Source organism: uncultured Cloacibacillus sp. (assembly GCF_963926575.1).
In the GTDB taxonomy this organism is placed as follows: Bacteria; Synergistota; Synergistia; order Synergistales; family Synergistaceae; genus Caccocola; species Caccocola faecigallinarum.
The window spans coordinates 362,171-388,623 of the sequence record NZ_CAWUXW010000003.1; the positions used below are offsets into that span (position 1 = coordinate 362,171).

General features: G+C 58.8%; 23 protein-coding genes and 1 pseudogene. 21 read left to right on the forward strand and 3 right to left on the reverse strand.

From position 1 onward, the window contains the following. The first annotated feature begins 309 nt into the window (after positions 1 to 309). The 15 genes from ABGT66_RS06790 to ABGT66_RS06860 all read left to right on the forward strand — a co-directional run bounded on the left by ABGT66_RS06790 (position 310) and on the right by ABGT66_RS06860 (position 14,846). Positions 310 to 756: a sigma-70 region 4 domain-containing protein gene (locus ABGT66_RS06790; protein ID WP_346689699.1), complete on the forward strand. Its 447-nt coding sequence runs from the start codon at positions 310 to 312 to the stop codon at positions 754 to 756. A gap of 246 nt (positions 757 to 1,002) precedes the next feature. Then, complete coding sequence (locus tag ABGT66_RS06795; RefSeq protein WP_346689701.1) at positions 1,003 to 1,653, forward strand: terminase small subunit; 651 nt, start codon at positions 1,003 to 1,005, stop codon at positions 1,651 to 1,653. Further along, on the forward strand, positions 1,628 to 3,046 hold the full coding sequence (locus ABGT66_RS06800; RefSeq protein ID WP_346689703.1) for a hypothetical protein: 1,419 nt from the start codon (positions 1,628 to 1,630) through the stop codon (positions 3,044 to 3,046). The genes ABGT66_RS06795 and ABGT66_RS06800 overlap by 26 nt, the downstream gene beginning before the upstream one ends. 17 nt (positions 3,047 to 3,063) lie before the next feature. Further along, positions 3,064 to 3,555 (forward strand): hypothetical protein, encoded by a 492-nt coding sequence (locus tag ABGT66_RS06805; protein WP_346689704.1) that lies wholly within the window; start codon positions 3,064 to 3,066, stop codon positions 3,553 to 3,555. Between the two features lie 3 nt (positions 3,556 to 3,558). Next, positions 3,559 to 4,227: a hypothetical protein gene (locus ABGT66_RS06810; RefSeq protein WP_346689706.1), complete on the forward strand. Its 669-nt coding sequence runs from the start codon at positions 3,559 to 3,561 to the stop codon at positions 4,225 to 4,227. A 15-nt stretch (positions 4,228 to 4,242) separates the two neighbouring features. Beyond that, on the forward strand, positions 4,243 to 5,904 hold the full coding sequence (locus ABGT66_RS06815; RefSeq protein WP_294191887.1) for a portal protein: 1,662 nt from the start codon (positions 4,243 to 4,245) through the stop codon (positions 5,902 to 5,904). Positions 5,905 to 5,908: 4 nt separating this feature from the next. Continuing rightward, positions 5,909 to 6,331 carry a hypothetical protein gene (locus tag ABGT66_RS06820; protein WP_346689708.1) on the forward strand — a complete coding sequence of 141 codons (423 nt, stop codon included), beginning with the start codon at positions 5,909 to 5,911 and terminating at the stop codon, positions 6,329 to 6,331. Next, positions 6,249 to 6,968 (forward strand): hypothetical protein, encoded by a 720-nt coding sequence (locus ABGT66_RS06825; RefSeq protein WP_346689710.1) that lies wholly within the window; start codon positions 6,249 to 6,251, stop codon positions 6,966 to 6,968. Before ABGT66_RS06820 ends, ABGT66_RS06825 begins: the two co-directional genes overlap by 83 nt. 25 nt (positions 6,969 to 6,993) lie before the next feature. Continuing rightward, positions 6,994 to 7,977 carry a major capsid protein gene (locus ABGT66_RS06830; RefSeq protein WP_294191881.1) on the forward strand — a complete coding sequence of 328 codons (984 nt, stop codon included), beginning with the start codon at positions 6,994 to 6,996 and terminating at the stop codon, positions 7,975 to 7,977. An 11-nt stretch (positions 7,978 to 7,988) separates the two neighbouring features. Beyond that, entirely contained in the window at positions 7,989 to 8,345 is a 357-nt protein-coding gene (locus ABGT66_RS06835; RefSeq protein WP_346689712.1) for a Bbp16 family capsid cement protein, read from the forward strand. A gap of 52 nt (positions 8,346 to 8,397) precedes the next feature. After that, positions 8,398 to 8,997, forward strand: coding sequence for a hypothetical protein (locus ABGT66_RS06840; RefSeq protein ID WP_346689713.1), 600 nt, complete (start codon positions 8,398 to 8,400; stop codon positions 8,995 to 8,997). Continuing rightward, entirely contained in the window at positions 8,994 to 11,327 is a 2,334-nt protein-coding gene (locus ABGT66_RS06845; protein ID WP_346689714.1) for a hypothetical protein, read from the forward strand. Before ABGT66_RS06840 ends, ABGT66_RS06845 begins: the two co-directional genes overlap by 4 nt. Next, on the forward strand, positions 11,320 to 11,838 hold the full coding sequence (locus ABGT66_RS06850; RefSeq protein WP_346689716.1) for a hypothetical protein: 519 nt from the start codon (positions 11,320 to 11,322) through the stop codon (positions 11,836 to 11,838). The genes ABGT66_RS06845 and ABGT66_RS06850 overlap by 8 nt, the downstream gene beginning before the upstream one ends. Further along, positions 11,838 to 12,911: a hypothetical protein gene (locus ABGT66_RS06855; RefSeq protein ID WP_346689718.1), complete on the forward strand. Its 1,074-nt coding sequence runs from the start codon at positions 11,838 to 11,840 to the stop codon at positions 12,909 to 12,911. The genes ABGT66_RS06850 and ABGT66_RS06855 overlap by 1 nt, the downstream gene beginning before the upstream one ends. A 12-nt stretch (positions 12,912 to 12,923) precedes the next feature. Next, the gene (locus ABGT66_RS06860) at positions 12,924 to 14,846 is read left to right on the forward strand and encodes a hypothetical protein (RefSeq protein WP_346689719.1); all 1,923 of its coding nucleotides are present in this window, start codon (positions 12,924 to 12,926) and stop codon (positions 14,844 to 14,846) included. A gap of 126 nt (positions 14,847 to 14,972) precedes the next feature. Here the strand turns inward: ABGT66_RS06860 and ABGT66_RS06865 are convergent, their stop codons facing one another. Both ABGT66_RS06865 and ABGT66_RS06870 read right to left on the reverse strand, forming a co-directional pair. Then, positions 14,973 to 15,230 (reverse strand): Txe/YoeB family addiction module toxin, encoded by a 258-nt coding sequence (locus ABGT66_RS06865; RefSeq protein WP_300260367.1) that lies wholly within the window; start codon positions 15,228 to 15,230, stop codon positions 14,973 to 14,975. A gap of 4 nt (positions 15,231 to 15,234) precedes the next feature. After that, positions 15,235 to 15,534, reverse strand: coding sequence for a type II toxin-antitoxin system RelB/DinJ family antitoxin (locus tag ABGT66_RS06870; protein ID WP_346689720.1), 300 nt, complete (start codon positions 15,532 to 15,534; stop codon positions 15,235 to 15,237). A gap of 67 nt (positions 15,535 to 15,601) precedes the next feature. Here ABGT66_RS06870 and ABGT66_RS06875 point away from each other — a divergent pair, with 67 nt between their 5' ends. Together ABGT66_RS06875 and ABGT66_RS06880 are read left to right on the forward strand one after the other, a co-directional pair. After that, complete coding sequence (locus tag ABGT66_RS06875; RefSeq protein WP_346689722.1) at positions 15,602 to 16,969, forward strand: hypothetical protein; 1,368 nt, start codon at positions 15,602 to 15,604, stop codon at positions 16,967 to 16,969. Between the two features lie 4 nt (positions 16,970 to 16,973). Then, a complete protein-coding gene (locus ABGT66_RS06880) occupies positions 16,974 to 18,257 on the forward strand; it encodes a hypothetical protein (protein WP_346689723.1) in 1,284 nt (427 codons plus the stop codon). Here the strand turns inward: ABGT66_RS06880 and ABGT66_RS06885 are convergent. After that, positions 18,231 to 18,500 (reverse strand): hypothetical protein, encoded by a 270-nt coding sequence (locus ABGT66_RS06885; RefSeq protein ID WP_346689725.1) that lies wholly within the window; start codon positions 18,498 to 18,500, stop codon positions 18,231 to 18,233. The two genes, ABGT66_RS06880 and ABGT66_RS06885, sit on opposite strands and share 27 nt — an antisense overlap. Positions 18,501 to 19,046: 546 nt before the next feature. Between ABGT66_RS06885 and ABGT66_RS06890 the strand changes: the two are divergent. The 4 genes and pseudogenes from ABGT66_RS06890 to ABGT66_RS06905 form a co-directional block, all read left to right on the forward strand. Next, positions 19,047 to 19,337: pseudogene (locus tag ABGT66_RS06890) on the forward strand (hypothetical protein); the annotation flags it as partial. Between the two features lie 304 nt (positions 19,338 to 19,641). After that, positions 19,642 to 24,393 (forward strand): hypothetical protein, encoded by a 4,752-nt coding sequence (locus ABGT66_RS06895; protein ID WP_346689727.1) that lies wholly within the window; start codon positions 19,642 to 19,644, stop codon positions 24,391 to 24,393. Positions 24,394 to 24,446: 53 nt separating this feature from the next. Further along, positions 24,447 to 25,472, forward strand: coding sequence for a hypothetical protein (locus ABGT66_RS06900; protein WP_346689728.1), 1,026 nt, complete (start codon positions 24,447 to 24,449; stop codon positions 25,470 to 25,472). Continuing rightward, on the forward strand, positions 25,465 to 25,980 hold the full coding sequence (locus ABGT66_RS06905) for a hypothetical protein (protein WP_346689730.1): 516 nt from the start codon (positions 25,465 to 25,467) through the stop codon (positions 25,978 to 25,980). Before ABGT66_RS06900 ends, ABGT66_RS06905 begins: the two co-directional genes overlap by 8 nt. Positions 25,981 to 26,453 lie beyond the last annotated feature (473 nt).

Below are 26,453 nucleotides of genomic sequence, written 5' to 3' on the forward strand. Positions count from 1 at the left end.
CGGCGCGGACACTCTGAAAGTGTCCGCAGAAGTGTCCGCAAAAAGAAAGCCGTTGATATGACGGGATTAGTGTACCCTTTACGGACACTTGGACGCTTTTTTTCGGTATAAATTTAGGAATTTTTCTCTCGTATGATTTTTCTAATTTATGAGCTCTAAAGTGTCCGCAGTGTCCGCAAAGTATATATAAATATAGGTATAGACAGGTTTTTTCGTTTGCGGACGTTTTCGCGGACGTTAGGAAAAGCGACCGCAAGTGTCTGCATCTTATAGGCTGATATTGGAGACGAAGGATAACACAGAGGAGGAATGACGGTGGCGTCGTACAGGCACAGGATCGCCGAGGGGGCGGTGAAGGATTTTCCGGCTATCAAGCGGGATTATGACGGGTACAGGCTTATGCTGGACGCGAGGGCGCTCGCCGGCGGCTGTCTTTACGGCGAGCGCGTGGACGGCGGAAGCGCGTCATGCGCGGCGGACAGGTATCTCGACCGATACGACGACTCGGTGCTTCGCAGGCTTTCGGCTCTTATGCTCGGCATTTACGAGCCTTACTGCAAGCTTCCGGCCGATGAACGGCGCATTTTGGCGCTGCGGTATTGGCAGAAGATGGAGGTCGCCGACGTTGCGGTGGAACTTATGTTCAGCGAGAGGAGCGTCTACAGGCATATCAGCCACGCTCTGAACCGCCTTTACCGCCCTGTTCTTGAGGTGCAGCCGCTGCTTGAGGACTGGCGCATGGGCGCGCTGAAATGAACTTTTGCACGGCCTAAGTAAAGCGTATGTCATTCCTCTAGTGTCCCCGGCGGCGTATTGGTCAAAAAGTCAAAGGTCAAATTGTGTCTGAATTGTTGTCAGTAAATTGACAGCTTTTTTTGCTATAATTTTTATGCTGGCGAAAGCCGCAGATAAACGAACCGCCCGCAGGGGCGGAGGACAAGAAGATAGAGCCGCTTTTCCTCGTTTGAGGGGGCGGCTTTTTTCATGCCTATTTTTTGCCGTATGGAGGTGGTAAATGTGGCCGTCGAACTGAACGACAGACAGGAGAGATTCTGCCAGGCGTATGTCTTTGAGTGCCGTGGCAACGGAACGGAGGCGGCCATAAGGGCCGGTTATTCCGAGAACAGAAAGTCGGCAGGCGAGCATGCGTCTAGATTGTCAAGAAACGTCAAGATACGGGCGCGTATTGCTGAGCTCAAAAAAGAACGACTCGCAGCGAGCGGTTGGGACCGCGATATGCTCAAGGACGTCTGCATTGAGGAACTCGTCGGCATGGCTACGGCAAGGCTGACGGATTTCGTGAATATCTCTCCGGATAAGGACGACCCCAATCGCGAGGCGGTTCTTAAGGAACTTGCCGCGTGCCACGGCGGCCAGACGCTGCTCGACTTTGGGGATATGCTCATCACTCCGACGCATGCCCTTACAGACGACGAAGCGGGGGCGCTTAAATCAGTGAAGCAGGGTAAGTTCGGAATGGAGATAGAGATGTACGACCGCATCGCGGCCATTAAGCTGCTGGCCGAGATTGCAGGATTCAAGGAAGCCGACACCTCCGTGAGCGTGAACGTCTCGCCTTCGCTTATCCTTCAGCAGGCGGAGGCGCGGCGGCGGCCGGCCGCAGTACATGAAGGAGTCCCAGGCGATGGATAGCGATATGGAGCAGCTTGTCGGGCTTGTCGAACGCTGGCGGGCTTCGCCTTATGATTTCGTCGTCGAGTGTATCGGGGCGGTGCCTACGGAACAGCAGCGCGGCGTGCTTGAGGCTATGGCTTCGCCGGGGGCGCGCGTCTCCATACGTTCCGGCCACGGGACGGGGAAGTCGTGCCTTTTCGCCTGGATAGGGCTGTGGGGGATTACATGTTTCTGGGACGTTAAAATTCCCGCTACGGCCCCGACGGCTCACCAGCTTTCTGACATCATCTGGCCCGAGGTCGAGAAGTGGCGCTCGCAGATGCTTGAGCCTTGGCGCTCCGCCGTAAAGATAAAAGGCGACAAGATAACGATGGACGGCACGCCGGGCTTTATCGCGGCAAGAACCGGACGCAAGGAAAACCCGGAGGCGCTTCAGGGCTTTCACGCGGAGCACATGATATTCCTTATCGACGAGGCCTCAGGTATTCCAGAGGTCGTCTTTGAAGTAGCGCGCGGCGCGCTCTCCACCGAGGGTGCGCGTATCCTTATGGCGGCGAACCCGACGAGGCTTACGGGGTATTTCTACAACTCGCACCACAAGAACCGCGACCTCTGGACGCGCTTTCAGTTTTCGTGTCTGGATTCGCCGCGCGTCTCGCCCGCTTACGCGAAGGAAATAGCGGAGGAGTACGGCGAGGACAGCGATATGTACCGCGTGCGCGTGCTGGGCGAGTTTCCACACGCCTCGGAGATGCAGTTCATGCCCGGGGATATCGTCGAGGCCGCTATGGGCCGTCACCTGCGCGAGGAGATGTTCGACTTCGCTCCCGTCGTCATAGGCGTTGACGTGGCTATGTTCGGCGGGGACAGGAGCGTCGTATTCCTGCGCCAGGGGCTTATGTCGAAGATTCTCTATCAGAAGCGCGGCGTGAAACCCGAAGAGCTTGCCGCGCGTGTCGCGATGTTCGAGGACGAATACAGGGCCGACGCGGTCATCGTCGACGCCACGGGCGTGGGCGAGGGCGTGATGTCGAGCCTGCGGCTTATGAACCGCTCGCCCATCGCTTTTTACGCCGGCGAGAAGGCGCTGCTCGACAACTGCCACAACAGGCGCGCGGAGGTCTGGTACAAGATGCGCAAGTGGTTCGCCGAGGGCGGCGCGATTCCCGACGATTCGGACCTCAGAGACGACCTCGTTGGGCCGGAGTACAGCACGAACAGCCGCGGTCAGATTCAGCTCGAGCGCAAGCAGGATATGAAGAAGCGCGGGCTCGCGAGCCCGGACCTGGCCGACGCTCTGGCTGTGACGTTCGGCGCGGAGGTGCGGAAAAAAGAACGAAATCCGGTCATGCGGAGCGCAGGACGGCAGCCGGACTACGACGCATATGATCCTCTGGGTCTCGGAGGATGAAAGGAGGGGATACATAAATGGGAGCGGTAGGAACGCTCATCGGGGCAGTCATAGGCGCGGGCGCGACTATATACGGCTCATACCAGAGCAAGAAGGCGCAGGAGGAGGCTGCGCGCATCCAACAGCAGCAGGCTGAACGCCAGGCCGCAATCCAGGCCGAACAGAACCGCCTTCAGGAGGAGTATCAGGCCCGTCAGCTCGAGATGTCCAAACAGCAGGCGGAATACCAGAAGCAGTTCCAGGAGGCGCAGCTCAAACAGCAGCAGGCTTCGCTCGAAGCTCAGCAGCAGATGAGCCAGAGGACTTACGAGCTCCAGCAGGAGCAGCTCAACAGCCAGGCCTCGCAGACGCCGACATACGAGGAGAACCTCACGGCCGAGGTGAACGCCATGACGGAGCTGGAACGCAAGAGGCGCGCCGCGCAGGGCTACAGGAGCACCGACACGACGGGCGGGCTTCTTTCGAGCTCGAGCGCCGCTACGAAGAAGAAACAGCTTTTAGGAGGGTAGAATATGGCGGACAAGTACAGCGACAAGTATGTGGAGCAGTTTCTGAATACGTATGTGCTTCCGGTGTATACGAATCCGGTCAACGGGACTATCCGAAACATCTGGAATCTCATGGGTAAGCAGAGCAATGTGTACGAGGACTATGCAATCGGGCAAGGCGCTCTCTATGCCAAGCAGGCGATGAACGAGCTCAATTCCAACGGTAAACTCAGCGCGAGTACGAAGCAGGGGCTTATCAATTCTTTTTCAAGGACGGACGAGCAGTCTGTCGGAGACTACCGGGAATATTTCGGCTTCGACAGCTACGACAGCGCGGTCAAGTCCTGGGTCGACACGGATACGGAGACCGAACGCATGGAGGCTGAGCTCGAGGCGCAGCGCCAGGCGCTCGAGGAACAGAAGAAGGCGGCCGAGGAAGAGGCGAAACGTCAGGCCGAAGAGCTCGCAAGACAGCAGCAGCTCGCGCAGGAGGCGGCAGCGCGCGAGGCGGCGAATCAGCCGAACCGCTCAGCGGGGAACGTGCAGCGTACTTCTCTCGCCGAGGCGGCCGAGGTCATCTACGGCAACAAGGCGCAGAAGAAGCGCCGAGTCGGCTACGGCGACACGCAGGCGACCGAGGGCGGCAACTTGGGCAATCCGAACGTCGTGCGCAAGCAGCTGCTCGGCATGTAGGAGGCTCGGAATGACGTGAGACGCGAATCTACCGTTACCGAGCTGAACAAAAGGAAGGCCAACCTCATAGCCGAGCGCGAGGACTGGCTGCCGAGATGGCGGAGGATTCAGGAGGTCGTCGCGCCCATCTTCGGCTACTTCCACGACACGGACAGGCAGGGGCGCAGGAAATGGGGCTCGCTCTACAACGACACGCCGCTCTTCGCCGTGCAGGTGCTTTCCGCAGGGCTCCAGTCCGGGCTTACCTCGCCGAACAACCAGTGGTTTCACCTTACGGACGCGGACCCCGCGATTAACGAGGACTACGCCGTCCGCAAATACTGTATGGATTGCGAGGAGATTATGTCCGCGGATATGCTTTCGTGCGGCATATACGACGCATACGCAGGTACGTACAACAACCTCGGGCCGTTCGGGACCGGCGGCTTTCTGCTTCTCGAGGACACGAAGCAGCCTTTTATATGCGTGCCGCTCGAGATAGGCGAATACTGCATCGGAATGGACTACAGGCGGCAGCTGAACGAGTTCTTCCGCACCGTAGAGCTTACGCCGGCGCAGATGGCCGAGCAGTTCGGCAAGGAGCGGCTGCCGGAGACGGCGCGCCGCGCTTTCGAGACGGACCAGCGCGTGAAGTTCAAGGTGCATCACCTTATCGCGCCGAACGACGGCCGCATCGAGGGCGAGCGCGGGCTTAAGGGCTTCGCCTATCTTTCGTTCTACTGGCTCGACGAGAGCGAAAAGCCGCTCGCCGTCGGCGGGTACAACGAATTCCCGTTCATCGGCGGAAGATGGTACCAGATAGGGCAGGACGTTTACGGCTACGGCCCCGGGGAGATGGCCTTCGGCAACTCCGCGCAGCTCCAGGCTATGGAGAAGGACATGACGACGGCTCGGCAGCTTCTGCTTCAGCCGCCTATTCAGATTCCCTCGACCATTGCGGACAAGGTGAGCCTGCTTCCGGGCTCGAAGATATATTACGACCCGACGGGAGCGGACGCGCCTATCAAGCCGGTGCTTGCTGCGGGACTCGACGTGCGCGGCACTATGGAGGGCATTATGCTCGTTGAGGAGCGCATCAAGCGCGCGTTCTTCACGCAGCTGTTTATGGCTATCCTCGACCGCGCGGACCAGAATCCGCAGAAAACCGCCACGGAGATACAGGAGATAATCGCGGAAAAGTCCTCGATGATAGGGCCGGTGCTTCAAAGGCTCGACCGCGAGGTGCTTCGTCCGTCCATCAACCGCGTCTATGCCATCGAGGCGCGCGCGGGGCGGCTGCCCGAACCGCCTGAGCAGCTTGTCGGGCGTGAGCTGAGCATAGAGTACACCTCGCCGCTGATGCTCGCGCTGAAGGCGAAGAAGACTACTAGCATCGACAGATTCCTGCAGTTCTTCAGCGGCGTCGCCTCTGCGAAGCCGGAGATACTCGACATCATCAACGGTGACAAGATGGCGAGGCTTTACGCGAATTATCTCGACGTACCCTCCGAGTGCATCAACACGGAGGAAGAGACTGAGCAGATACGGCAAGCGAGGGCGAGAGCGCAGAACGAGGCGCAGCAGCGCGAGGAGGCGCTCCAGATGGCGCAGATCGCGCCGGGCGCGCTTAAGACGATGAGCGAAACGTCGATAGGCCCCGGCAATCTGCTGGGCGATATCACCGGTATGGGAGGATGAGCCTTTGATTGAGCACAAGACGGCGCTCGAGGTGCAGCGCCAATGGGTTACAAAGGATAACGAAGCTTTTGCGCGGCTGTCCGAGAACGAGGACGGGCGCGCTTTTTTATGCCGTCTCATAGCCGAGTGCGGCGTATTCGAGCGCAATCTTGAAAGCGACGCCGCGCGCATGGCGTTCAATGAGGGGCGGCGCTCGGTCGGGCTTTGGGTGCTCGAGCTTCTCGAAACGGCGAAGCCCGGAAGCTCCGGCGCGCTGCTGTCGCTCTTCGGGAACGCCGGAAGCTTTCTCGGCGGAATAATTAAGGAACAGAACGAAAAACGAATGGAAATGGAGGCAGTCGTCTATGGAAGAAATGAAAGCGGAGAACACAGTACTGGAGACGCCGGCGGAAGCGCAGCCGTCGGAGACGATTCAGCAAAACGATAACGGCGCGGCGGGCGCTGAGCCCGCGCTTGCGCCCGAGAGTACCGAAGGAAAGGAGGAGGGCGGAAATGGTACAGGAAGCAGAGGGCTCTTAGGCGGCGAGCCGTCTCAGCCGTCCGGCGAAGGAGAGAAAGCCGTCGAGGAGCCCGGAAAGGAGGACGGGCCTCCCGAGGATTACGGCGATTTCAACTTTATGGAGGGCGTTACGCCGAACGACGCGGCGCTCGCGGATTTCAAGACGCTTGCGCGCGAATTCGGCCTGAGCAAGGCTAAGGCGCAGAAGCTCGTAGACCTTCAGAACCGCATCGCGCGCGAGGGCTTCGACGCCGCGGTGAAGCGCTACGACGAAGAGCAGAGGGCCATAACGGATAAGTGGGAAGCCACAGTCAAGGCCGACCCGGAGCTTGGCGGTACGGCGTTCAAGGAGAATATGAAAATTGCCAGAAGCGTATTCGCAAAGCTCGATGTTCCTGAGGCTTACGACGTGATTATGGAGACGCCGCTTTCTTCTAACCCCGCAATCCTGCGGCTGCTTTACAGGGCGGGGAAGGCGCTGGGCGAGGCTTCTTTCGTACACGGACGAAACGAGGGCGCGGCTCCCGTGAGCGCGGCTAAGGCTATATATCCCGAGATGAATTAGTTATTTCAAACAAGGAGGAATGCATATGGCGACTATTGGAAGCATTGCGACGCTTCTCGATTTTGCGAGGAGGTCCGACCCGAACGGCAAGATTATGAAGATTGTAGAGCTTATGTCCCAGGACAACCCTATCCTTCAGGACATGCTCTGGATGGAGGGCAACCTTCCGACTGGGCATCTTACGACTGTGCGCGTAGGGCTGCCGTCCGTGGCGTGGAGGATGCTCAACTACGGCGTTCAGCCGAGCAAGAGCAAGACGAAGCAGGTTACGGATACCTGCGCGATGCTCGAGGCCTACGCAGAGGTCGACAAGAAGCTCGCGGACCTCAACGGCAACAGCGCGGAGTGGCGTCTCGGCGAGGACAAGGGCTTCCTGGAGGCTATGCAGCAGGAGATGGCCTCGACGCTCTTCTACGGCGACGACATTGTTGCGCCGGCGAAGTTCGTCGGCCTTGCGCCGCGCTATTCGGCTCTTTCCGGCGCGGACAGCTCCGAGAACGTGCTTTCCGCGGGCGGCACGACGGCGAATAAGGAAACGTCGGTCTGGTTTATCACCTGGGACCAGATGGCGACGCACGGCATTTTCCCGAAGGGCAGCAAGGCGGGATTCCAGCATCAGGACCTCGGCGAGGTGACGCTCTTCGACGCGGACGGCGGGCGCTACCAGGGGTACCGCAGCCATTACACCTGGGACTGCGGCCTTACGGTGCGCGACTGGCGCCGGAACGTCCGTATCTGCAACATCGACACCTCGAAGCTCGGAACTGAGAGCGAGCCGAAGCTTTTCGAGCTTCTGACGAAGGCCTATCACAGGCTTAAGAGGTACGGCGGCCGCAAGGTCATTTACTGCAACGAGACCGTGGCGACTTACCTCGACCTCCAGGCACAGAACAAGAGCAACGTCTTCTTCACCTTCAAGGAGGTCGACGGCGAGGCTATAACGAATTTCCGCAATATACCGATTCGAGTATGCGACGCGATACTCGACACGGAAGCGGTCGTGGCATAGGAGGTTTTGAGATGATACTGGATAAAGAGCTTATTTTCAGCGAGGGGCAGTCTCTTTCTGCGGCGGGGCCTTCTTCGAACGTCGTGGACCAGGGCGCGGCGGGCGACGCCTATGTCGCGCTGTGGCTTGTGGTGAACGCGGCGGACGTTAGCGGGACGCTCGGCTTTGACCTTGAGACGGATTCCGCGGAGGCTTTTTCTTCCGCGGAGACGCTGATGTCCGTCACCGCGGCGGCGCGCAGCGCGGACGGAACCGTTTTCAAGGGGCGCGTGCCGCGCGGGGCGAAGAAGTATCTGCGCGTGAAGTACACGGGGACGCTTACGGCGGCGACCGTGACGGCCTTCCTGACGAAGGACGTAGGCATATAGGCGACGGCGGGCTTTTCGCCCGCCTTTATCTTTTCCTGAGGCGGTGGTTTTCATGACGTCGGACATAAACATCTGCAATATGGCGCTGGGGAATATCGGCGCGGCCCCCATCGTCTCTTTCAGCGACGAATCGCAGACGGCGCGGATATGCGCGAGCTATTACGAGCATGTCAGGAAGTATCTGCTTTCGGCTTATCCGTGGAGCTTCAACCGGAGGCACGTGCGGCTCGTGCCGCTGCCGAAGGGCGAGGAATACGAGGACGAGCCAGTTTTCCTCTACGCGTATCCGACGGAGGCGCTTTATATCAACTGCGTTTACTCGAAGGAGTTCCCAGGCAGAAAGCTGCGCTATGACGTGAGGGTATGCGGGGAGGGCAAGAGACGGCTGTTCGCGGATGTGCCTGGGCCGCTTTTCGCCGATTGCCGCGCCGACGTCGAGGACGTGTCGGTGTGGCCAGCGGTCTTCTGCGAGACTGTTTCTTGGGCTTTGTCGATGAGGATAGCGCTTGCGCTTGCGAAGGACAACGGCGTCGCGTCGAACTGCAACGGGATGTATCTGCAGGCGCTGGGGCGCGCGCTCTGCGAATGCGCGAACGAACCGGATATGCCTATGGACGGCGGCTCTTCGTGGCTTGAGGCTCGGGAAATATGAATCTTTATCAGGGCTCTTTCGTCACCGGCGAGATTACGCCGGAGCTTTACGGGCGCGTTGATTTGCAGAGGTATCAGTCTTCCGCGGCGAAGCTCAAGAATTTCACCTGTCACGTCTACGGCGGCATTTCGCGCCGTCCCGGGACGATTTATCTCGGAGACGTGAAGTATCCTGCTAAGAAGTGCAGGCTTATCCCTTTTGAATACAAGAACGCTTCGAACCAGACTTACGCGATGGAGTTCGGAGACTGTTATATCCGCTTCTGGACGCACGACGGAGTGATCGCGGATGAGGACGGAGAGATATACGAGATTGAATCGCCTTACGCCGAGGACGAGCTGCGCGAGATAACGTGGGTGCAGTCCGCCGACACGGTTTTCCTTTTTCATCCGTCGCACCAGCCGCAGAAGCTCGTGCGCTACGGACATGCCGACTGGGAGATAGCGGATTTCGTCACCTCGGGCGGGCCGTATATGGACGAGAATACGTCGGAGATAACGATAACGCCGTCTGTCGGAGACGACGGCGAGACGGTGACGCTGACGGCGAGCGGAGAGCTTTTCACCTCGCGCCACGTCGGGCGCGAGTTCCGCATACGTCAGCGCGTTTCCGAGAAGAGCGAGACGGACGAGGTGGCCTCGGAGACGGAGGTCTCGGGCACGCTCGGCCCTATGTCGATATGGGGCGACTGGGAGGTTATAACTACCGGCCAGGGGCCTACCGTCTCGGACTGGTGGAGCGGCAGCGTGACGATTTACAGGAAGTACCCTGACGGGGACTGGCAGGCGATACGCAAGTTCTCGGTAGACAAGGACAGGGACCTCGCGATTTCCGGCAACGAGGATTTGGATTTCGCGCAGTATAAGGTCGAGTATACCGTCCGCACGAACATGAAGGAGTCGACGACGAACGGCGAGACGACGAAGACGCCTTCGGAGATGACTATACAGCTTCACAACCTCGCGCATACGAAGATAGGTTCGGTGCGCATATCCGCGGTGACTTCCGCGACTGTCGCGACGGGCGAGGAGGTCGAGGCTGTCGGCGAGTGGAACGTCGCGACGGCTTTGTGGGCCGAGCCCGCGTGGGGCGGAGATTACGGCTTTCCGCGCTGCGGCGCGTTTTTCCAGGACCGGCTTTATATGGCGGGGAGCAAGAAGCAGCCGCAGACTATATGGGCGAGCAAGACGGGAAGCTACGACCAGTTCGGAATTTCCGAACCCATACAGGACGACGACGGCATAAACAGGACGCTCGTGTCGCGCAAGATGTCCGAGATTCTCGCGATGGTGCCGCTGGACGTGCTTATTGTGCTTACTTCGGGTACTGAGTACAGGATATCGTCCTCGGACGGCAACGTCACGCCGGTGAATTTCGACGCGCGGCCGCAGAGCTATTACGGCGCGGCGAACGTTATTCCCGAGGTGCTCGCCGACCATGTTTTCTTCGTTCAAAGCACAAACAGGGAAATCCGCGACCTGAGTTACGCATGGGAGAGCGACGCCTATGCCGCGAGCATCCTTTCGCTGCTTTCGAGGCATTTGCTGAAAGAGCGAAAAGTTATTGACCTTGGCTGGCAATTATGGCCGGATTCCATTTTGTGGTGCATCTGCGACGACGGCGTGCTGCTCGGATGTACTTATCTGAAGGAGCAGGATGTTACGGGATGGCACCAGCACGAGACGCAGGGAAAATTCGAATCGCTCTGCTGCGTCGGCGGCGACGGGCAGACGGACGTATATTTCTCCGTGCTGCGGAACGGCAAGCGTTTTATAGAGCGGCTTTCTCCGAAGATGGAGGGAGAGGCCGAGGATTCGTTCTATGTGGACTGCGGGCTGACCTACGAGGGCGAGCCGGTCTCGGGAGTCTCGGGGCTGTCGCATCTCGACGGCATGACGGTCTCTGTGCTCGCCGACGGCAACGTGGAGCCGGAGCAGACTGTCGTAAACGGGCAGCTGAAGCTGAGCAAGGTCGCTTCGGCGTCGAAGATCACAGTCGGGCTTGCTTATTCGAGCGAGCTTGAAACGCTGGATGTGGAAGTCCCCAATTCCGGCGGGGCTTATCAGGGGACTATGAAGAAGGTCTCGGCGGTCAAGGTGCGTCTGCTTGATTCGCGCGGAGGCGAGTTCGGTCCTAATTTCGAACGCATGGACCGTTTTGCAGAGCATAAAGGAACGCAGACTGGTGCATGCCTGCCGCTTTGGAGCGGGATAGAAGAGATCATCCTGCCGTTTGACTGGAATTCCAACGGACGAGTCTGCATACGGCAGCGCGATCCGCTTCCTATGAATGTGCTGGCCGTCATGGCGGAGGTGAAACAAGGTGGATAGGCGCATTTTTTACGAAGGACGGGGGCGGCTGGTCTCGGCCGTCATGGCAGACGCTTCAGAGCTCGCGCCTTATGTCCGTGAGCGCGAGCTGCGCGAGATGGCCTTTTTTGACGGCGGGTCTGTAGAAGAGCGCATACGGCTGTCTATAGAGCGCTCCGAGAAGGCTTTCGCCTTTTTTTCAGACGACGGCACGGCGCTTATTTTGTGCGGCGTCGCGCCGATTGAGCGCACGTCATGCGTTTCGCGCCGTCTGGGGCTGCTCGCGGGAAGGTGCGGCCTTCCTTGGGCTCTGTCCAGACCTGAGGCGAGCGGGTATAAGCTCGAGATAGTCGGCCGCGCCGCGCCGGTGTTCTTTCGGGAGATAAAGGCAGGATACGACTATTTAACCTGCTGGGCCGGAGGTTGGATGACGGAGCTTTTCAAGCTGTTCGCGCGGCATGATTTCTTTCCAGCGGAGAGCGCAGAGTATATGGGCGAGACGCTTGTGCGTATGGAATGGAGGCGGATGTGATGGGCGATTTTCTTGCGAGCAGCGGCGGGCTTGGGGCGATAGGGACGCTCGCGCAGGGCGTGGGCGGATTCCTTTCCTCCGGTGCCGCCGGCGGCGCGGCGGAAGCCCAGTACGGAGCCGCCGCGACGAACGCGATGATAGAGGCTTCGGCGCTTTCAAGCCAGTATAAGGTCGGGGCCATAAACATGATTTTGCAGGCGGAGGCTCAACAGGCGGAGTACGAGTCTGCCGCCGTGAATTATGAGCTTGAGGGCATGGGGAAGCGCGGGAGCGCCTCCATGTACGATATGCAGGCGGCGCTGTCTCTCCTGAATAAGGCGAACACCCTTCGCAGCGCGGCGTCGCTCGGCGCTTCGGCTCTCGACGCGGTGCGGCAGGGCGCGGAGGCGGAGAGCAAGCTTCGCGAGGAGGGCCGTCTTTTCCGCGGGACGCAGCGCGCGGCCATAGCGGCGGGCGGCACGGACGTGCAGAGCGGGAACGCGCTCGACATCCTGCGCCAGACCGACGAGGGGATTGAGAGCGACAGCGCCTCGATACGGCTTTCGGCGCAGAAGAACAGGTACAGCCTGCTTCAGCAGCAGAAGAATATGTGGATGCGCGCAGAGGCGGAGCAGCTCGAGAGCGAGAATTACCGCATCGCGGCGGAGAATCTGCGAAACGCCGCGGAGGTTTCCGACCTCGCCGCGGACAACATGCGCAAGATGGGCGACCTGGCTTATTCAAGCGGGCAGGCCGGAGCCGATATGTATAACAGGTTCGCGGAGCTCGCATTGCAGTCCGGCCAGATATCCGCCGGCGCTTACAGGCAGCTCGGTTCCGTTGCTTCGGGCGCTGCGCGGACTGCTGGATATGCCGGGCTTCTCGCCTCCGTGGGCGAAGCGGCCGGCATGCTCGCCGTGAAGCCCTCCGGGAATAAGGACGCGGGCGGCGTCGCGGATTTCAGGTATTCGATGCTGACGGAGGACGGATGGGGCGATATTTCGTATTCCGCGGGGACTTCGGACTGGTGGAAGAAGAACGAGTATAAGCTCGGCTCTTTCGTCCCGAAGGTCAAGACTTACGGCGGCATTTAAGGGGGCGTCGTTATGCCGAAGGTGCAGAGTTACAGAAAAAGCGCGGGAAGCGGGGCGCTTCAGCCGGTCCGCGCCGGAACAGATATGAGCCTTGCGAGCCAGGAGGCCGTGCTGCGCAGCGGACTGCCGGACGGGACCGCGGCGCGCGCTCAGCGCGATATGAGCATGGCCGGAGTGCAGCGCGGCCGTCAGGCGGCGGAGCTTATGGCGGCCGGCGCGAAGCTGAACGAAATGGGCGGGCGCGAGACGGCGCGCGTGGCCGATATGTCCGCGCGGGCCGAGCGGCTTGCATTGGATTCTTCCGCGCAGATCCTCACGGCTATGGGCGCGCGGTTCGTGAAAATGCAGGAGGACCACGACGCCGCCGAGGTTATGGAAGCCGCCAACGAGTGGCACGAGTATGTCAACCAGTATTTCAACGACCCCGAGAAGGGTATGAAGGCGACGCGGCAGCTCGCCAACGCGAAGGGGCTTTACGACGACACGTCGAAGTATCTCGAGGTCGTGACCGAGCGCTGCGCGCAGAATCTCCGCACACCGCAGCAGAAGCAGGCTTTTTTGAAGTCCGTCGCCGGAAGCCGCCTCTCCGCAGAGGAGAAGGCGAGCGTCTACGAGGCGCAGGAGATGGGCAAATACGCGAAGCAGACGACGCAGCAGACCGTGCAGAGCGCCATCGCCTCAGTCGCGGAGGACCCGACGCCTACGAATTTCAACGCGAATTTTGAACGCGCGCGCGACGCCGTGCTGTTCTACATGCGCGGCGCGGACGAGGAGAGCCAGAGAATCGCAGTCGAAGGGCTGCGCAGCGACTTCCACGCCGGCATAATCACGAACCGGATGCAGACGGACCCGATAACCGCGGAGAAGTATTTCGAGCAGGTGAAGGGCGAAATTCTGCCCGAGGCGCGCGTGAAGCTGGAGACAGACGTGCGGAACGCGGCGCTTGAGGCGCATCTTCAGCAGGATACGCCGCTGCTTTTCGAGGAGTACGGCTTCGACGGCCTTGCGGACGCGAGGGCGTATATTCGGGACAATTACAGCGGAGACGAAGAAGAGAAGCGTATTTCGGCGGCGGAGTCGTATTGGCGGGAGCAATGGAGCGACAGGAAGTTCCGCGAGGAGAAGTCCGCGGACGACATCCTTGGCATGATGGACGCGGGCGCTTCGCTGAAGGCTGTGAACGACGCAATTTCAGCCGTTGACTGGACTTCAAACGGCGCGCGGCGCGCGTTGGAGCGCGAGCGCGACGAGCATTTCCGAATCGGAGACTTCGCGCCTGGCGGCAAGGGCTTCCGCATAGACTGGGACGCCGTTCTTGAGGTCGACGAACTTAGGAAGAACGGGAAGATTCTAGAGATCTGCCCAACGATAAACGATTTCAAGGACAAATACGGCGCGCGGGTCGGAAGCGACATATTAAAAGAGTTCAGGAAATATTACAACGAGCTGAACAAAGGCGCGTCCGACGTAGAGGTTAAGATGGACATCAACTATTCAGGTATTTTTAAGAAAAAGCTGGAAGAGGCCAAGATAAAAGACCCGGGCGAACAGGGCAGATGGATGCGCATCTATACAAACTATTTCGACGCTATGAAGAACGACCCGAATAAAAAAGGACCGATAACGCCAGACCTGGCTATTGGGCTTATGGATACGATACTTGCGCCTGAGGTCGTCGGTACGACGAAGAACTGGCTCGGCAACACGGTGGAGCGGCGCGTCAGACGCGGCTATATCCCGCCGGGAGCTGAACAGGTGGGCGGAAGCTGGTATATCAAGGACGCCGACGGGCAGTATCACGAGTTGTTCTTCCCCGACGGGAGCGGCGTCGATATAGACGGCCCTGTGGAAGTTTCGCCGCAGGGATTCGATGGCATACCTATGGGGACGATTTCGGCTCCGGTGCCTGACGAGGCTGAGATATGGAGAAGATAGGAAAGATATAGGATAAGCCGGGCGGGGCGGCGCTCCCGCATCTCCTACCTCGCGTATTGCGAGCGGCGACGGCTGCCCGTTCCGTCCTCCGGCTTATAGCTTATTCTAACAGAGTATGAGTATTTGTTATTCGTAGTGACCGCGGCACTGGAGTATTTCGAGCGCATTTTCAGCGATGCGGTAGACGAGGCGGTTGGTTTCGTCTATGCGGCGGCTCCAGAATCCGCTCAGTTCGCCTTTGAGGGCTTCGGGCTTGCCTATACCCTCAAAAGGGCTGCGCTCGATGTCTCTGATGAGTGTGTTGATCCGTTTCAGCGTCTTTTTGTCCTGGGTCTGCCAGTATAGGTAATCGTCCCAGGCTTCGTCGCACCATGTTTTTTTCATGGGGTTAGTCTTCTATCAGCTCGTGTTCTTTGCCTTTGCCGGCGTTGAGCTGCGCTATGCCGCGGCGCAGGTGTTTCATGTTTGTTTCAGAGTAAAAGGGGTCGCGCGTTATCTCAAACGGCAGGCGGTTTTCTCGCAGCATGGCTTTGAAGAAAAGGTTTACTGCGGTCGACGGGTTCATGCCTACGTCGGCGCAGAAGGCCTCGACTTCTCGTTTAGTTTCTTCTTCTACTCTTATTGACATGGTTGCAAGCGTCATTGTTATCACATCCTTTAACGGAATTATAGCATAAAACGAATACATTGTATTGCATTGTAATAAATAGATGCCGCTCTTTACGGGGCGGCTTTTTTGTTGCCGGAGGTGCGTTATGGGAGTTTACGACGAGGTGAGGAGCAGGACGGGGAGCGGCGTTATGGTTGGGCCAGCGCTTTCGGCGGACGAGGCTCACGCGCTGGGGCTTTCTTCGGTCAATCCGCTGGTGGACGAGCTTGAGCGCAGTTACGAGCGTTACGTCACGGAGAATCCCGAGGAGTCGGCGGCGCGCATATGGAACGCCGAGCGCGTGGGCGTGCCGCTGTGGGTGCAGGAGCGCAGCGAGAAGTACGCGGACGAGGCGAAGAAGCGCCTCGCGCTGCTTGAGAAGGGGACGCCGGACTGGAAGCGGCTCGCGGACGCTTCTCCCGTGACGGCTTCGTTTATGACGGGCGACGGCGTTATGGCTTCGGCCTATGACGACGTTCAGGCGCTGGCTGACATCGAGGACGTGACGCACAGCCTTTCGTATCTGCGGCTGAATTATAAGGACAAACTCGCCTATCTGCGAAGCGAACGAATTGCGCCGAGGCTGTCCGTGCCTGCGCTTGACGTGAAGGACCGCCCCGGGATGATAGCTTCTCTACCGGTTATGAATCCGCGGGCTATAGGCAGGGATTTCGACATCAACATCTCTGCGGAGGAGCTTGCGCGCCTGCGCGACAAACCCGTAGCTCAGATGGTTTCTGAGACGCTGACGGAGCTTGACCGTTGGGCGGCGGATACTTCGTTCAGCAGAGGTATGTCTTCCGGCTACGAGATGAGCGCTATAGCGACTGAGGCATATAATCAGTTTCTTTCCAATTCGTTCGGCACTCCCGCCGACGAGGCTAAGTGGGTGGAGCTTGAGAAGCGGGTTCTCGCGCTCGACCGCAGGAAGCCGGAGGGCTGGCTTTCCGGCATGCTATACGAGACTGGGAAGTTTATAGGTCAGCAGGCGGGCGGCGCATGGACTACTGGTATTATGTCGACCGCCGGAGCAGGGCTCGGCGCTTATGCCGGTTCGTTGGGCGCGGCTGCTGTCGGCGGCTCTATGCTTACTCCAGTAGGCGGGGCTATTTTGGCGGGAGCTGCTTTCGGCTGGATGCTCGGCACGAAGGCGGGCGTTTTTACTCAGGCGGCTAAGACGGAGATGGGGCTCGACCTTATCGACCGGCGCATGATGAAAGGGGCTGACGGCGAGTATATTTCGGATTTCGCCGCGGGGCTCGGCAGTCTTGCGGTCGGGGCCGTGAACGGCGCTCTTGAGCTTACGGAGTGGACTGTCGCGGGCCGTCCATTTACCGGCGTAGCGCGGCGCGTGGTTCCGCCGCAGACTATGGCCTCAGTTTCGAGGAATATCGCCTCGAGGCTTTCCGCGCTTCCTAGCCTCGGAAAGTACGGGCAGGCGGCGCGCTACTGGGGGGAGCAACGTCTTTTCTGAGTCTATGACGGAGGTCTTTCAGGAGCTTGTGCCGATAACGATCGACGAGATGCAGAAGCACGCGCTGCTCGACGGCTATAACGCGCGCAGGCTCGGCGACGTTACGGCAGAGCTGACGGAGACTTTCGTGTCGTCCTTGTATTCCTTCGCGCTTATCTCGGCTGCCGGCCCGGTCGCGGGGCTTGCCGCGGGGCGTTTCAACGGCGAGCTGACGCGCAGGGAGTTCGAGGCTGCGCAGACGAAGCTGTTCAATATGAAGATGGACAATTTCAAGGAGCGTATAGGCGCGTCGAAGATTTTGAAACGTTTCCCCTCCATGAGCCGCGAGCACCGCGAGGCGGTTCTTGCCGGCGCGGACCTCAGCCGCGCATATATCGGCGCGGAGAAGGTGGAGACGCTTTTCCAGCAGGGGCTTCTGCCCGGTTCGGAGGAGTACGCGAACGCTTCAAGCTGGGCGCAGGATTATCTCGGCGTCACGGAGGACGAATACAACGAGTCGATGCAGACCGGCTACGAGATGGAGCTCGCGGCCGCAAAGCTCTTCGACGCAGTGGAGTCCGCCGAGGAATCCAAAACCGGGGCGATTTACGACGCTCTCGCGAAGGATATACGTTTCGCTCGCGACGGCATGACGCTGACGGAGGCCGAAGCGGCGGACAAGAGCATCCAAGAGATACGGCGAGAGGACTTCTTCCGCATGGCTCCGGCTATGGAGGCTGCGCAGGAAGAGGAGGCGTCGGCCAATCGCGTATTTGAAGCGGGCCGTATGCAGATGGAGGCGGAAGGGATAGACGCCGAGACTGCGGCGGCCGACTCTTATATAAGGAGCAGGGCGTATCACCGCCTTGCGCGTATGTACAATTCCGCGTTAAACGAAGAGGCGAGGGGCAGCAAAACTTTGCTTGCCGAAGATATGGAGCGAATGTTCCCGCTCGTCATAGAGAAAGACGACGCAGGGAAGGTTACCGGGCTGACGTTCCAACAAACCGCGTGGCACGGCTCGCCCTTCCGCTTCGACAGGTTCAGCACGGAACATATTGGCGAGGGCGAGGGCGCGCAGGCGTTCGGCTGGGGGCTGTACTTTGCGGGAAACAAGAAGGTCAGCGAGTGGTATCGCGACAACCTCACAAGACCGAAATACGAAGATATATTTGAAATAAAGTACGATGGCCGCAATATAGAGGAATGGTGGAATTATTTAGAGGAGCGGGTAACTTCTGACAAAGAAAAAGCTCAGCTATACCGTGATTGTATGGAGATACTAGACACGTTTTCGATACCACGGTAATCCTGTCAAAACGATAAACGAAGCGAAACAAAAAGGCTGTCCCCAGAAGCGATAGAATGGTTTGATAAAACTTTCGCGCATTACAAAATACATCCCGGCGCGTTGTATCAAGTCGATATTCCTGACGACGGGGATTATCTGCTCTGGGATAAAGATGTTCCCACAGAGCAGGCCGATAAGGTCTTCGCGGCGCTCGAAAACAAAGGCGTTGGGCTTCCGAAGGATTTGCTGCTTGACGGCCATAGCTTAGCGGACAGCGATGCAGTGGTCTTAAGGAGATGTACGGCGGCGACGGCGCGCATGTGATACTCCGAATAAAGAACGAAGTCTTTTATGGTTCATCGCTTGAGGAAGCCGTAAATTCGACGCGGCAATATTATAAAAACGGGAAGAACGAAGCGTCAGAAAACAGACTCGCATGGGCTCGAAGAGAATAAAGACCGTTTCTCAGTGCATGATATGCCGCATGATGCACTGGTTAAATTATGGGGCGGAAATGGCAGAAGCTTTTACGAGGAATTGAGCGACCTTCTCGGTTCGGACAGAGAGGCAAGTCTGCTACTTAAAGATGCAGGTATTCCCGGAATAAAATACCTCGACGGGAACAGCAGGTACTTGGGCGAGGGCAGTATAACTACGTCATTTTCGACGACGCGGATGTGAATATCGCCGAGACATATTATCAGGCCGCGCCTGTGAATAACAATCCTGTTCTCGTTGATACTACACTGCTAGGCGCATTGACGTTTCTAAAAAAGACGAGATGAAGGCGCTGAGAAAGAAAGCTCTGAATGGTATCGCGAAAATCTCCAGACGCTGGACGCAGAAGGCAATCAGAAAAATCCGCCCGCCGTTCATCCGGTTTTGGGCGAGGTGCGTTTTTCGAGAAGAGGCGGCGTTGAGAGTACTTTTATCAGAAGGAACGACAAAGAAAAGCTGTATCTCGTCCCTTATCTGAGGGAACTGATTGAGAGCGGAAAACTCGTAGAAAATAACGACGGCGGCGTCGAGTTTTCCTGTAATGGCGGAAAAGAGGAAGAGCGGCGAGGCGGATATTCTTGCATACTGCTACTTAGATAACACCGTTTATATAAGGCGTTCCGGCGACAGCATTCCAAGGCTTTACAATGTGCGGCTTTCTCTTGAAAAGCATACCGACGGGATGTGGCATTACGATATAAGCAGGCTGAACAGAGCGGACGAAGAAGCTCCCTCCGGTACCATCGGGGCTGCCTCCGCGGCGGCTGTCAGCCGAGCTTCGGAAGGAGCTTTCAACGAAGAATCCCCTTCCGGTAACATCGGTCTTGCCTCCGCGGCGGGTACTAGCCGAGCTGCAGAAGGAGCTTCTGACAATATTATAGGACAAGACGGAGACGGCGGCAATTTGCAGCTTTATCAGATAAGCGGCGCAGGCTCGCGCGGCTCCATCACTTTCCCTCAGTACGAGGGCGCGCCCGTCACTATCCGGCTCGGGAAGGACGCGGACCGCTCTACCTTCGTGCATGAGTTCGCGCATCTGTATTTCTGGCATCTGCGGAATCTCGCTTCGCTGGACACTGTGCAGAATAAAGCAACGTGGGACGGGCCCGAGGCGGAGTGGAACAGGGATTTGAAAGTTGTCTCTCGCTGGTGGGAGGAGAACGCGGAGGACATCGCGCGCCAGGCGGCGCAGTTCGTCCCGGACGGCGAACGCGGCGGGCTTTCCGCCGAGGGATTCCGCGCGTGGCTCGCCTCGGGCATGGAGCGGAAGAGCGTCGCCGGAGCGGCCTACGACCGCGCGGCGCAGGAGTATTTCGCGCGCGGCTTTGAGCGCTATCTTATGGAAGGCAAAGCGCCGGTGCCGTCGCGCGAGCTGCTTGCCGTTTTCCGGCGTTTCAAGAAGTGGCTTTGCGAGATTTACAGGGCGCTGACGGAGCTCGACGTGGAGCTGTCCGACGAGGTGCGCGGCGTGTTCGGCCGCATGGTCGCGACTGACGAGGCTGTGGAGCAGCTGCGCGCGGAACGCGAGACCGACGCTCTCATCGCGGCGCGGCGCGAGGCGGCGGACGCAGAGGAGCGAGAAACGGACGAGGCGAACGCGGCTTTCGCCCCTACTCGCGAGCCGGAGCCGGAATACGATATCTCTTACGACCCATACGAGGATGCTAAGGAAAATGTGCTGGGCATACTATTCTCCGAGGATACGCCGGAGCGGCGGCGCGAGATGGCGGAGCGCGCCGAGGAGATACGCCCGCAGGTGCTCCGGGCCGTTCTAGCAGAACCCGGGTACAAGGCTCTCGCAATGATGGAGCAAGAGCCGGAGCTGAGGCTCAATCCCGAGGCCGTGATGGATATGTTCAGCGAGACGGTGCTTTCCGCGATGCCGGAGGGCAGCCTTGCCGCGGACGGCATGACGGACCTTGAGACCGCGGCGCGCAGCCTTAACTTCAACAGCGCGAAGGAGATGATAGACGCGATTGCCGGACGGCGGTCTATAAAAGAAGAGGTGGACGCGCGCGTGCGCGGGATCGTCGCGCGCGAGTTTACGGACACTCTTTCGTCTCCGGCGGCTATGGACGCGGCGGCTGAGGCTGCGCTTTACGACAACGAGGAGCACGGCGAGCGGCTCGCAGCGGAGACGGAAGCGAGCTTCGACGAGGCTCTCGAGCTTGCTGCGCGCGAGGAGGAGGCTGAAGCCGAGTTTCGCGCGATATTCGAGGCCGACGAGGCTGCGCGTGTTGAAAACGAAGACCCCGCGTCTCGGACGAACGTAGTCAAGTGGATGCGCGCGCACGGGCGGCCTCGGTACTCATACGTCGCGCGCGAGATTGGGCAGGAGGACGCGCAGGCCTTGCTCAAACGCTACGGGCCGTCGTTTTTCTCAAAGGAGGGGCGCGGCCTCGACGACATAGCGCAGGAGCTCGACGGCATGGGGATTCACGTCGGCGGCGAGGCAGGGCTTTTCAATCTATTGATGTCCGAGGCTGTGCCGGAGTCACCGCTCGACCTTGCGCGCGAAGAGGGGCGGCGCGAGGTGATGGACGAATACCGCGAACGTTATAAAAAGCACGTCGCGGGGCAGGAGCGCCGCGCCGCACGCAACGCGGAGAGGATAAAAAGGATAGAGGCCAAGGCGGAAGAGAAAACCGGCAAGGAGAAGGCCCGATATAAAGCCGCTGCCGAACGGCTTAAAGCTAAGACACATGAGGATCACCAAAAGACTGTCGCGCTGCGTAAGGAGATACGCGGCAGTTACCAGAGGCGTGTTGCGAAACTTGAAGAGAAATATAAGAGGATGGACGAGCGGCGCAAGGCTTCGTTCATCGAGCAGAAAAATCGTGAATGGACGCAGCGCGCTCTGAAACGTTATCTGAGCGGCTTCAAAACGCACATCCTAAATAATGAACACAGACGCAACACGCTTGATATCGCCAAGTTGAACGCGCGGAACAGAGTCACCGGTATGAAAATCCAAGAGCTTTACAACGTCACAGGCTGGGTGCGCGTTGAGAAGGATTCGCGAGCGGCGGCGGACAAAGCCCTGCGGAATTTCGACGAGGAGGCTTTCCGTGAAGCTCGGAGGAAAGAACTCTACGCCCACGAGATGATACGCGCTATGTACCGCGCGCGGCGCAACGTCGAGTATATCCGCTCGCGCATGGCCAGATACGCGAAGCGCAAGCAGAAGCAGACCTTTGGCATGGACCCGAGGTTTCTGTATCAGCTGGATATGCTGCTGACGAGGTTCGACTTCACCAAACGGACTAAAAAAGAGGTCGAGGCGCTTACGCCGAAGGATATTCTTCAGGAGGCGAAGTCTCTTTCAGATTTCATAAAGGAGCAGGCGGAAGCGGGCGTGCCTCTGCTTATGCCCGACTGGATAGCGCAGAGCATCACTCAGATGAAGTACGAGGGGCTTTTCGTGCATCAGCTTGAGAGCGCTTTCAAGGCCGTCCAGAATATCATGCAGGCGGGACGCGACGAGAAGAAGACTATTGCGCGTCAGAAGAATATCGAGCTTGCCGGAATCGAGGAGAAGGTGGTCGAGCGCGCGCAGGAGTATTTCGGCAAGGATAAGGTCGACGGCGATACGCACGTCGCGGTGGCGCGGAAGGATCCGAACGTCGTCGCGGACGTGCTGCTCGATTTGAATACTATCGAGGCTATGTGCCGCGGGTTGGACGGCTTCGAGGACGACGGGCCGATGCAGGATTATTTCTTCCGCCCTGTGCGCGAGGCTGTGAGCCGCGAGTATGCGGAGCTGAACCGAATGTTCGGCGAGTTCCGGAATCTCAAGCTGCGCGTCTACGGCACGGATTTCAAGGCTGACATGAAGCCGAAGGATATCGGCGTATGCGAGTGCAAGCGCGTCACCGACCGGGAGACGGGCAAGGTGTTCCACGTCCCCACAAAGAAGATGAGCCTTTTCACGCAGGAGAATATCATCTGCGCGGCGCTCAACATGGGCAACGCGGACAACCTCGCGCGCCTGAAGGACGGCTGGGGCTGGACGGACGCGGATATCGAGAAGATAAAGGCGAAGATGTCGCGGAAGGACTGGGAATATGTCCAGGGCGTCTGGGACCTGCTCGATACTATGTGGCCGAAGATAAAGAAGGTACATGAGCTTATGACGGGGACGACTATCGAGAAGGTCGAGGCGAAGCCGGTCGTCACGGAGTACGGCACTTACCGCGGCGGGTATTATCCCATCGTGACGGACCTGCGCTATTCGGAGACGGCGGCGGCGCAGAACGAGCGGCAGGAGATCATGGCCTCAGCGCCATGCAATTTCCTAGATAAGCATACGAAGAGCGGCCATCGCAAGGCGAGAGCGGAAAACGTGCTGGGGCGGCCGCCGCTGCTTTCGTTCTCTGTGCTGGACAACCATGTCGCGAACGTCATACACGACTACGAGATGGCCCCGGTTATCCGCGACGCATGGAAAATTCTGCGGCGCGATACCATAAAAAGCGTCATAACGACGGTCTACGGCGACAGAGGATACAGAAATTTCGGAAAATGGCTGAACGACATCGCGGCGAACACGAAGAACAACGGCGTGGCCTCCGGCTCAGATTCCGGCGGTAGGATAGTAAACGGAATCAAGAGCAAGACGGCGATGTTCGCGCTGGGCGGCAATATAGGCGGCGCGCTTATGCAGCCGCTGGGCTATTTCGCGCTCGCGCACAGGATAGGCTTCGTCAATACGGCTTTGGCTATCGCCGAGGGGCTGAATCCGAATACGAGGACATACGCCTTCGCGCGCGAGAAGTCGGCCTTTATGCGCGAGCAGATGGACGATGGCAATTCCGAGGTGCGCAAGCTGCGGCAGAACTGGACGACTAACGACCACGGCATTTCGCGCGCCGCGGATTTCTTCCTATCCGTCTATCCGCTGTTCCAGAATATGTGCAATGTGCCGGGCTGGGTGCAGTGCTACAAGATAGGGCTCAAGCGCTACGGCGACGAGGCGAAGGCGGTCGCCTACGCGGATTCGGTCATACGTCAGACGCAGAGTGCCTCGACGATAGCGGACCTCTCGACCTTCGAGCGCTCCGGGCCTATAGGGCAGCTGACGACGATGTTCTATTCGTGGTTCCGCGTCATGTACCAGATGCAGAACGAGGCGATCATGCGCGTGAAGTACGAGCACGGGATAAACCGCGTGAAGGACCTCGCGAGCTATGCCTTCTATATCCTTGTAGCGCAGAGCGTTGCGGAAGCGCTGCTTCGCGGCGGCGGGCCGGAGCCGGAAGACGACGAGAGCCGCATGTGGAGCTGGGCGAAGTGGACGACTGCGAGGGTGGCGCTGTCGCCGTTCACGACAGTGCCGATAGCGAGGGAGATAAGCAACGTCGTAAGCGGCGGCTTCAAATACGGCGTGCAGCTTACGCCGGCGCAGGGCGCTCTCGACAGCGTGGCGCGGCTTGTGAAGATAGCCTATAAGCAGGGCGGCAACGCGCTCAGCGGAGAGGATATCGAATGGGGCGACATTGCGGAAGGTGCGGCGACGGTGGCGGGGTACCGCTACGGCGTGCCGAACCGCAAGATGATTCAGGCGGCGAAGGCCTTCTGGGCGTGGTACGACGAGGACGAGGCCATACCGTGGGCCTATCTGGTGCTCGGGAGCGGCTTCAAGCCGAAGGATGAATAAGGAAACAAGCGCTCCGCACGGGGCGCTTGTTTATATGGAAGGGAGATGATGTCGTGACGGTATCTTGCGAGACCAGGCGGTTTACCTATGCCTGCGACGGAGAGACGCGGAAGTGGCCGGTCGAGTTCAACTATATCGACGGCGGGACGGTGAAGGTGTTTCTCATAAGCGCCGGCGGAGATGAAAGCGAAGTGAAGAACATTACTGTCTCCGGCGGCTATGTGACGGCTCCGGCGACGGGCGAGCCGTTTGCGGTGGGGAACAGCGTCCGTGTGGAGAGGATTCTGCCTTTTACGCAGCTCGACGACTACACGGCGCAGGGCAACTTCACGCCGGAGAATATGGAACGGACTGCGGACAACATGGTGATGCTCGCGCAGCAGATCCGCGACGTCGCCGATGATACTGAGGGCTATGTCTCGGACAACCTCGGGAAAATTGAGGAATATAAGGACGCAGCGGCCGCATCCGCCGAGGCAGCCGCGTCGAGCGCGTCGGCGGCTGAAAGCGCGAAGGAGAGCGCGTCTTCGTCGGCTGCGTCGGCCTCGGACGCCAAAGACGACGCTGTATCAGCCAAACAGGACGCGGAGGCAGCTAAAACGGCTGCTGAAACCGCCGCCACGAACGCCGAGACCTCGGAGACGAACGCCGCGGACTCCGCGACAGCCGCGGCGAACAGTGCGACGGACGCAGCGGACGCGAAGGACGACGCCGTAGCGGCCAAGACCGCCGCCGAAAGCGCGAAAACCGCCGCCGAGACAGCCAAAGGACAAGCCGAGACCGCGGCGACGAACGCCTCCGGCTACGCAGACGCAGCCTCGGACAGCGCGGACGCCGCGGCAGAATCCGCCTCTCAAGCGGCAAGCAGCGCCGCGAGCATGACGCCCTCGACCGCCGCCCCGCTCCCCGCCGCCGACGTAGGCAGCGCAGGGACGAGTGCACAGTACGCCAGAGGCGACCACGTGCACCCGCGGGAGGCAGGAGTGAGGTTGTATGTAGACGGAGAGACGGACGAAACGGTAATTGCCGACACAATCATCGATGACTTAGTTGTAAGGAGGGTAACGATAGATGAGTGATGTAATGACTTTCAGCAAACGCACCGCGGCGGGGCTCGAGGAAGTGCTCCGGACGCTGCTGCTCGACTCGGAGAATAAAGTCCCGGCAGACAGGCTGCGCATTGTTGGTGCACTGGCCGACGGAGCGATTATTGAGCAGGGCTCCAATAGTAATGGAGACTGGATTAGATTCGCGAATGGGCTGCAAATCTGCATGAGCACTATTGCGTTGACGGGGATGAATAGAACACCGGATCAATCGATTTGGGACGCCGGCCAGTATACGCCACCTGCAGCTTTTGTCGGAACATATCATAAAATAATCGTCAATGCTACGGCTCTAAATGACGATGCCGACCATCAGACATATTCAATAGTCGGCTTAGTCTTTTCCAATGGCGCCCCAATTTTATATAACACAGGCGCTTCTCATTATCGTGAGAACCTTGGTGAAGGTGTCAGAACTGGCGGGACATTTAACGTAGTAGCAATCACGATACAAGTGGTAGCCATCGGCAAATGGAAATAGCCCTCACGCCTTCCAGCGGCCGATAGCGATAAGTTTCGCCTCTCCGTTGTAAAGTTTACCCCCAACCAATGTTTGAGCAGCAATCATGCAAGACGTGGTAGTTGTCGTAGCGTTTTTCACGGCATAAATTGTTGACGTAGCCAAACTTGAATCAATATTTTCGGCATTTATCGTTATTGCTGGTAATATAACGGGGGGCTCTGAAAATACAGCAGGAAATGTAACGGTTACACTTGCTGTGTAGCTAGCTCCGAGACGCCCCGAAGAAAAACGACATATCTGTAGCCCGTTGGCGAATCTCACATATTCACCGTTTGCATTTTTACCTTGCTCTATAATAGCTCCCGCGCTCAGCGCACCAACAATGCGCAGCGAACGGGGACGCAGAGCAAGCGGACGCGTCTATGTGTAACTAGTGTGTAACAGCTTCAAAAAATACAAACAACAACCACGCAGGCGCGCACCTACTGCAT

Bases quoted from the DNA above. Each gene is read 5' to 3' on its own strand.
- ABGT66_RS06790 (WP_346689699.1), top strand. From the start codon at position 310: ATGACGGTGGCGTCGTACAGGCACAGGATCGCCGAGGGGGCGGTGAAG.
- ABGT66_RS06795 (WP_346689701.1), top strand. From the start codon at position 1,003: ATGGAGGTGGTAAATGTGGCCGTCGAACTGAACGACAGACAGGAGAGA.
- ABGT66_RS06800 (WP_346689703.1), top strand. From the start codon at position 1,628: ATGAAGGAGTCCCAGGCGATGGATAGCGATATGGAGCAGCTTGTCGGG.
- ABGT66_RS06805 (WP_346689704.1), top strand. From the start codon at position 3,064: ATGGGAGCGGTAGGAACGCTCATCGGGGCAGTCATAGGCGCGGGCGCG.
- ABGT66_RS06810 (WP_346689706.1), top strand. From the start codon at position 3,559: ATGGCGGACAAGTACAGCGACAAGTATGTGGAGCAGTTTCTGAATACG.
- ABGT66_RS06825 (WP_346689710.1), top strand. From the start codon at position 6,249: ATGGAAGAAATGAAAGCGGAGAACACAGTACTGGAGACGCCGGCGGAA.
- ABGT66_RS06830 (WP_294191881.1), top strand. From the start codon at position 6,994: ATGGCGACTATTGGAAGCATTGCGACGCTTCTCGATTTTGCGAGGAGG.
- ABGT66_RS06835 (WP_346689712.1), top strand. From the start codon at position 7,989: ATGATACTGGATAAAGAGCTTATTTTCAGCGAGGGGCAGTCTCTTTCT.
- ABGT66_RS06840 (WP_346689713.1), top strand. From the start codon at position 8,398: ATGACGTCGGACATAAACATCTGCAATATGGCGCTGGGGAATATCGGC.
- ABGT66_RS06845 (WP_346689714.1), top strand. From the start codon at position 8,994: ATGAATCTTTATCAGGGCTCTTTCGTCACCGGCGAGATTACGCCGGAG.
- ABGT66_RS06855 (WP_346689718.1), top strand. From the start codon at position 11,838: ATGGGCGATTTTCTTGCGAGCAGCGGCGGGCTTGGGGCGATAGGGACG.
- ABGT66_RS06860 (WP_346689719.1), top strand. From the start codon at position 12,924: ATGCCGAAGGTGCAGAGTTACAGAAAAAGCGCGGGAAGCGGGGCGCTT.
- ABGT66_RS06865 (WP_300260367.1), bottom strand. From the start codon at position 15,230: ATGAAAAAAACATGGTGCGACGAAGCCTGGGACGATTACCTATACTGG.
- ABGT66_RS06870 (WP_346689720.1), bottom strand. From the start codon at position 15,534: ATGTATTCGTTTTATGCTATAATTCCGTTAAAGGATGTGATAACAATG.
- ABGT66_RS06875 (WP_346689722.1), top strand. From the start codon at position 15,602: ATGGGAGTTTACGACGAGGTGAGGAGCAGGACGGGGAGCGGCGTTATG.
- ABGT66_RS06880 (WP_346689723.1), top strand. From the start codon at position 16,974: ATGACGGAGGTCTTTCAGGAGCTTGTGCCGATAACGATCGACGAGATG.
- ABGT66_RS06885 (WP_346689725.1), bottom strand. From the start codon at position 18,500: ATGGCCGTCAAGCAGCAAATCCTTCGGAAGCCCAACGCCTTTGTTTTC.
- ABGT66_RS06905 (WP_346689730.1), top strand. From the start codon at position 25,465: ATGAGTGATGTAATGACTTTCAGCAAACGCACCGCGGCGGGGCTCGAG.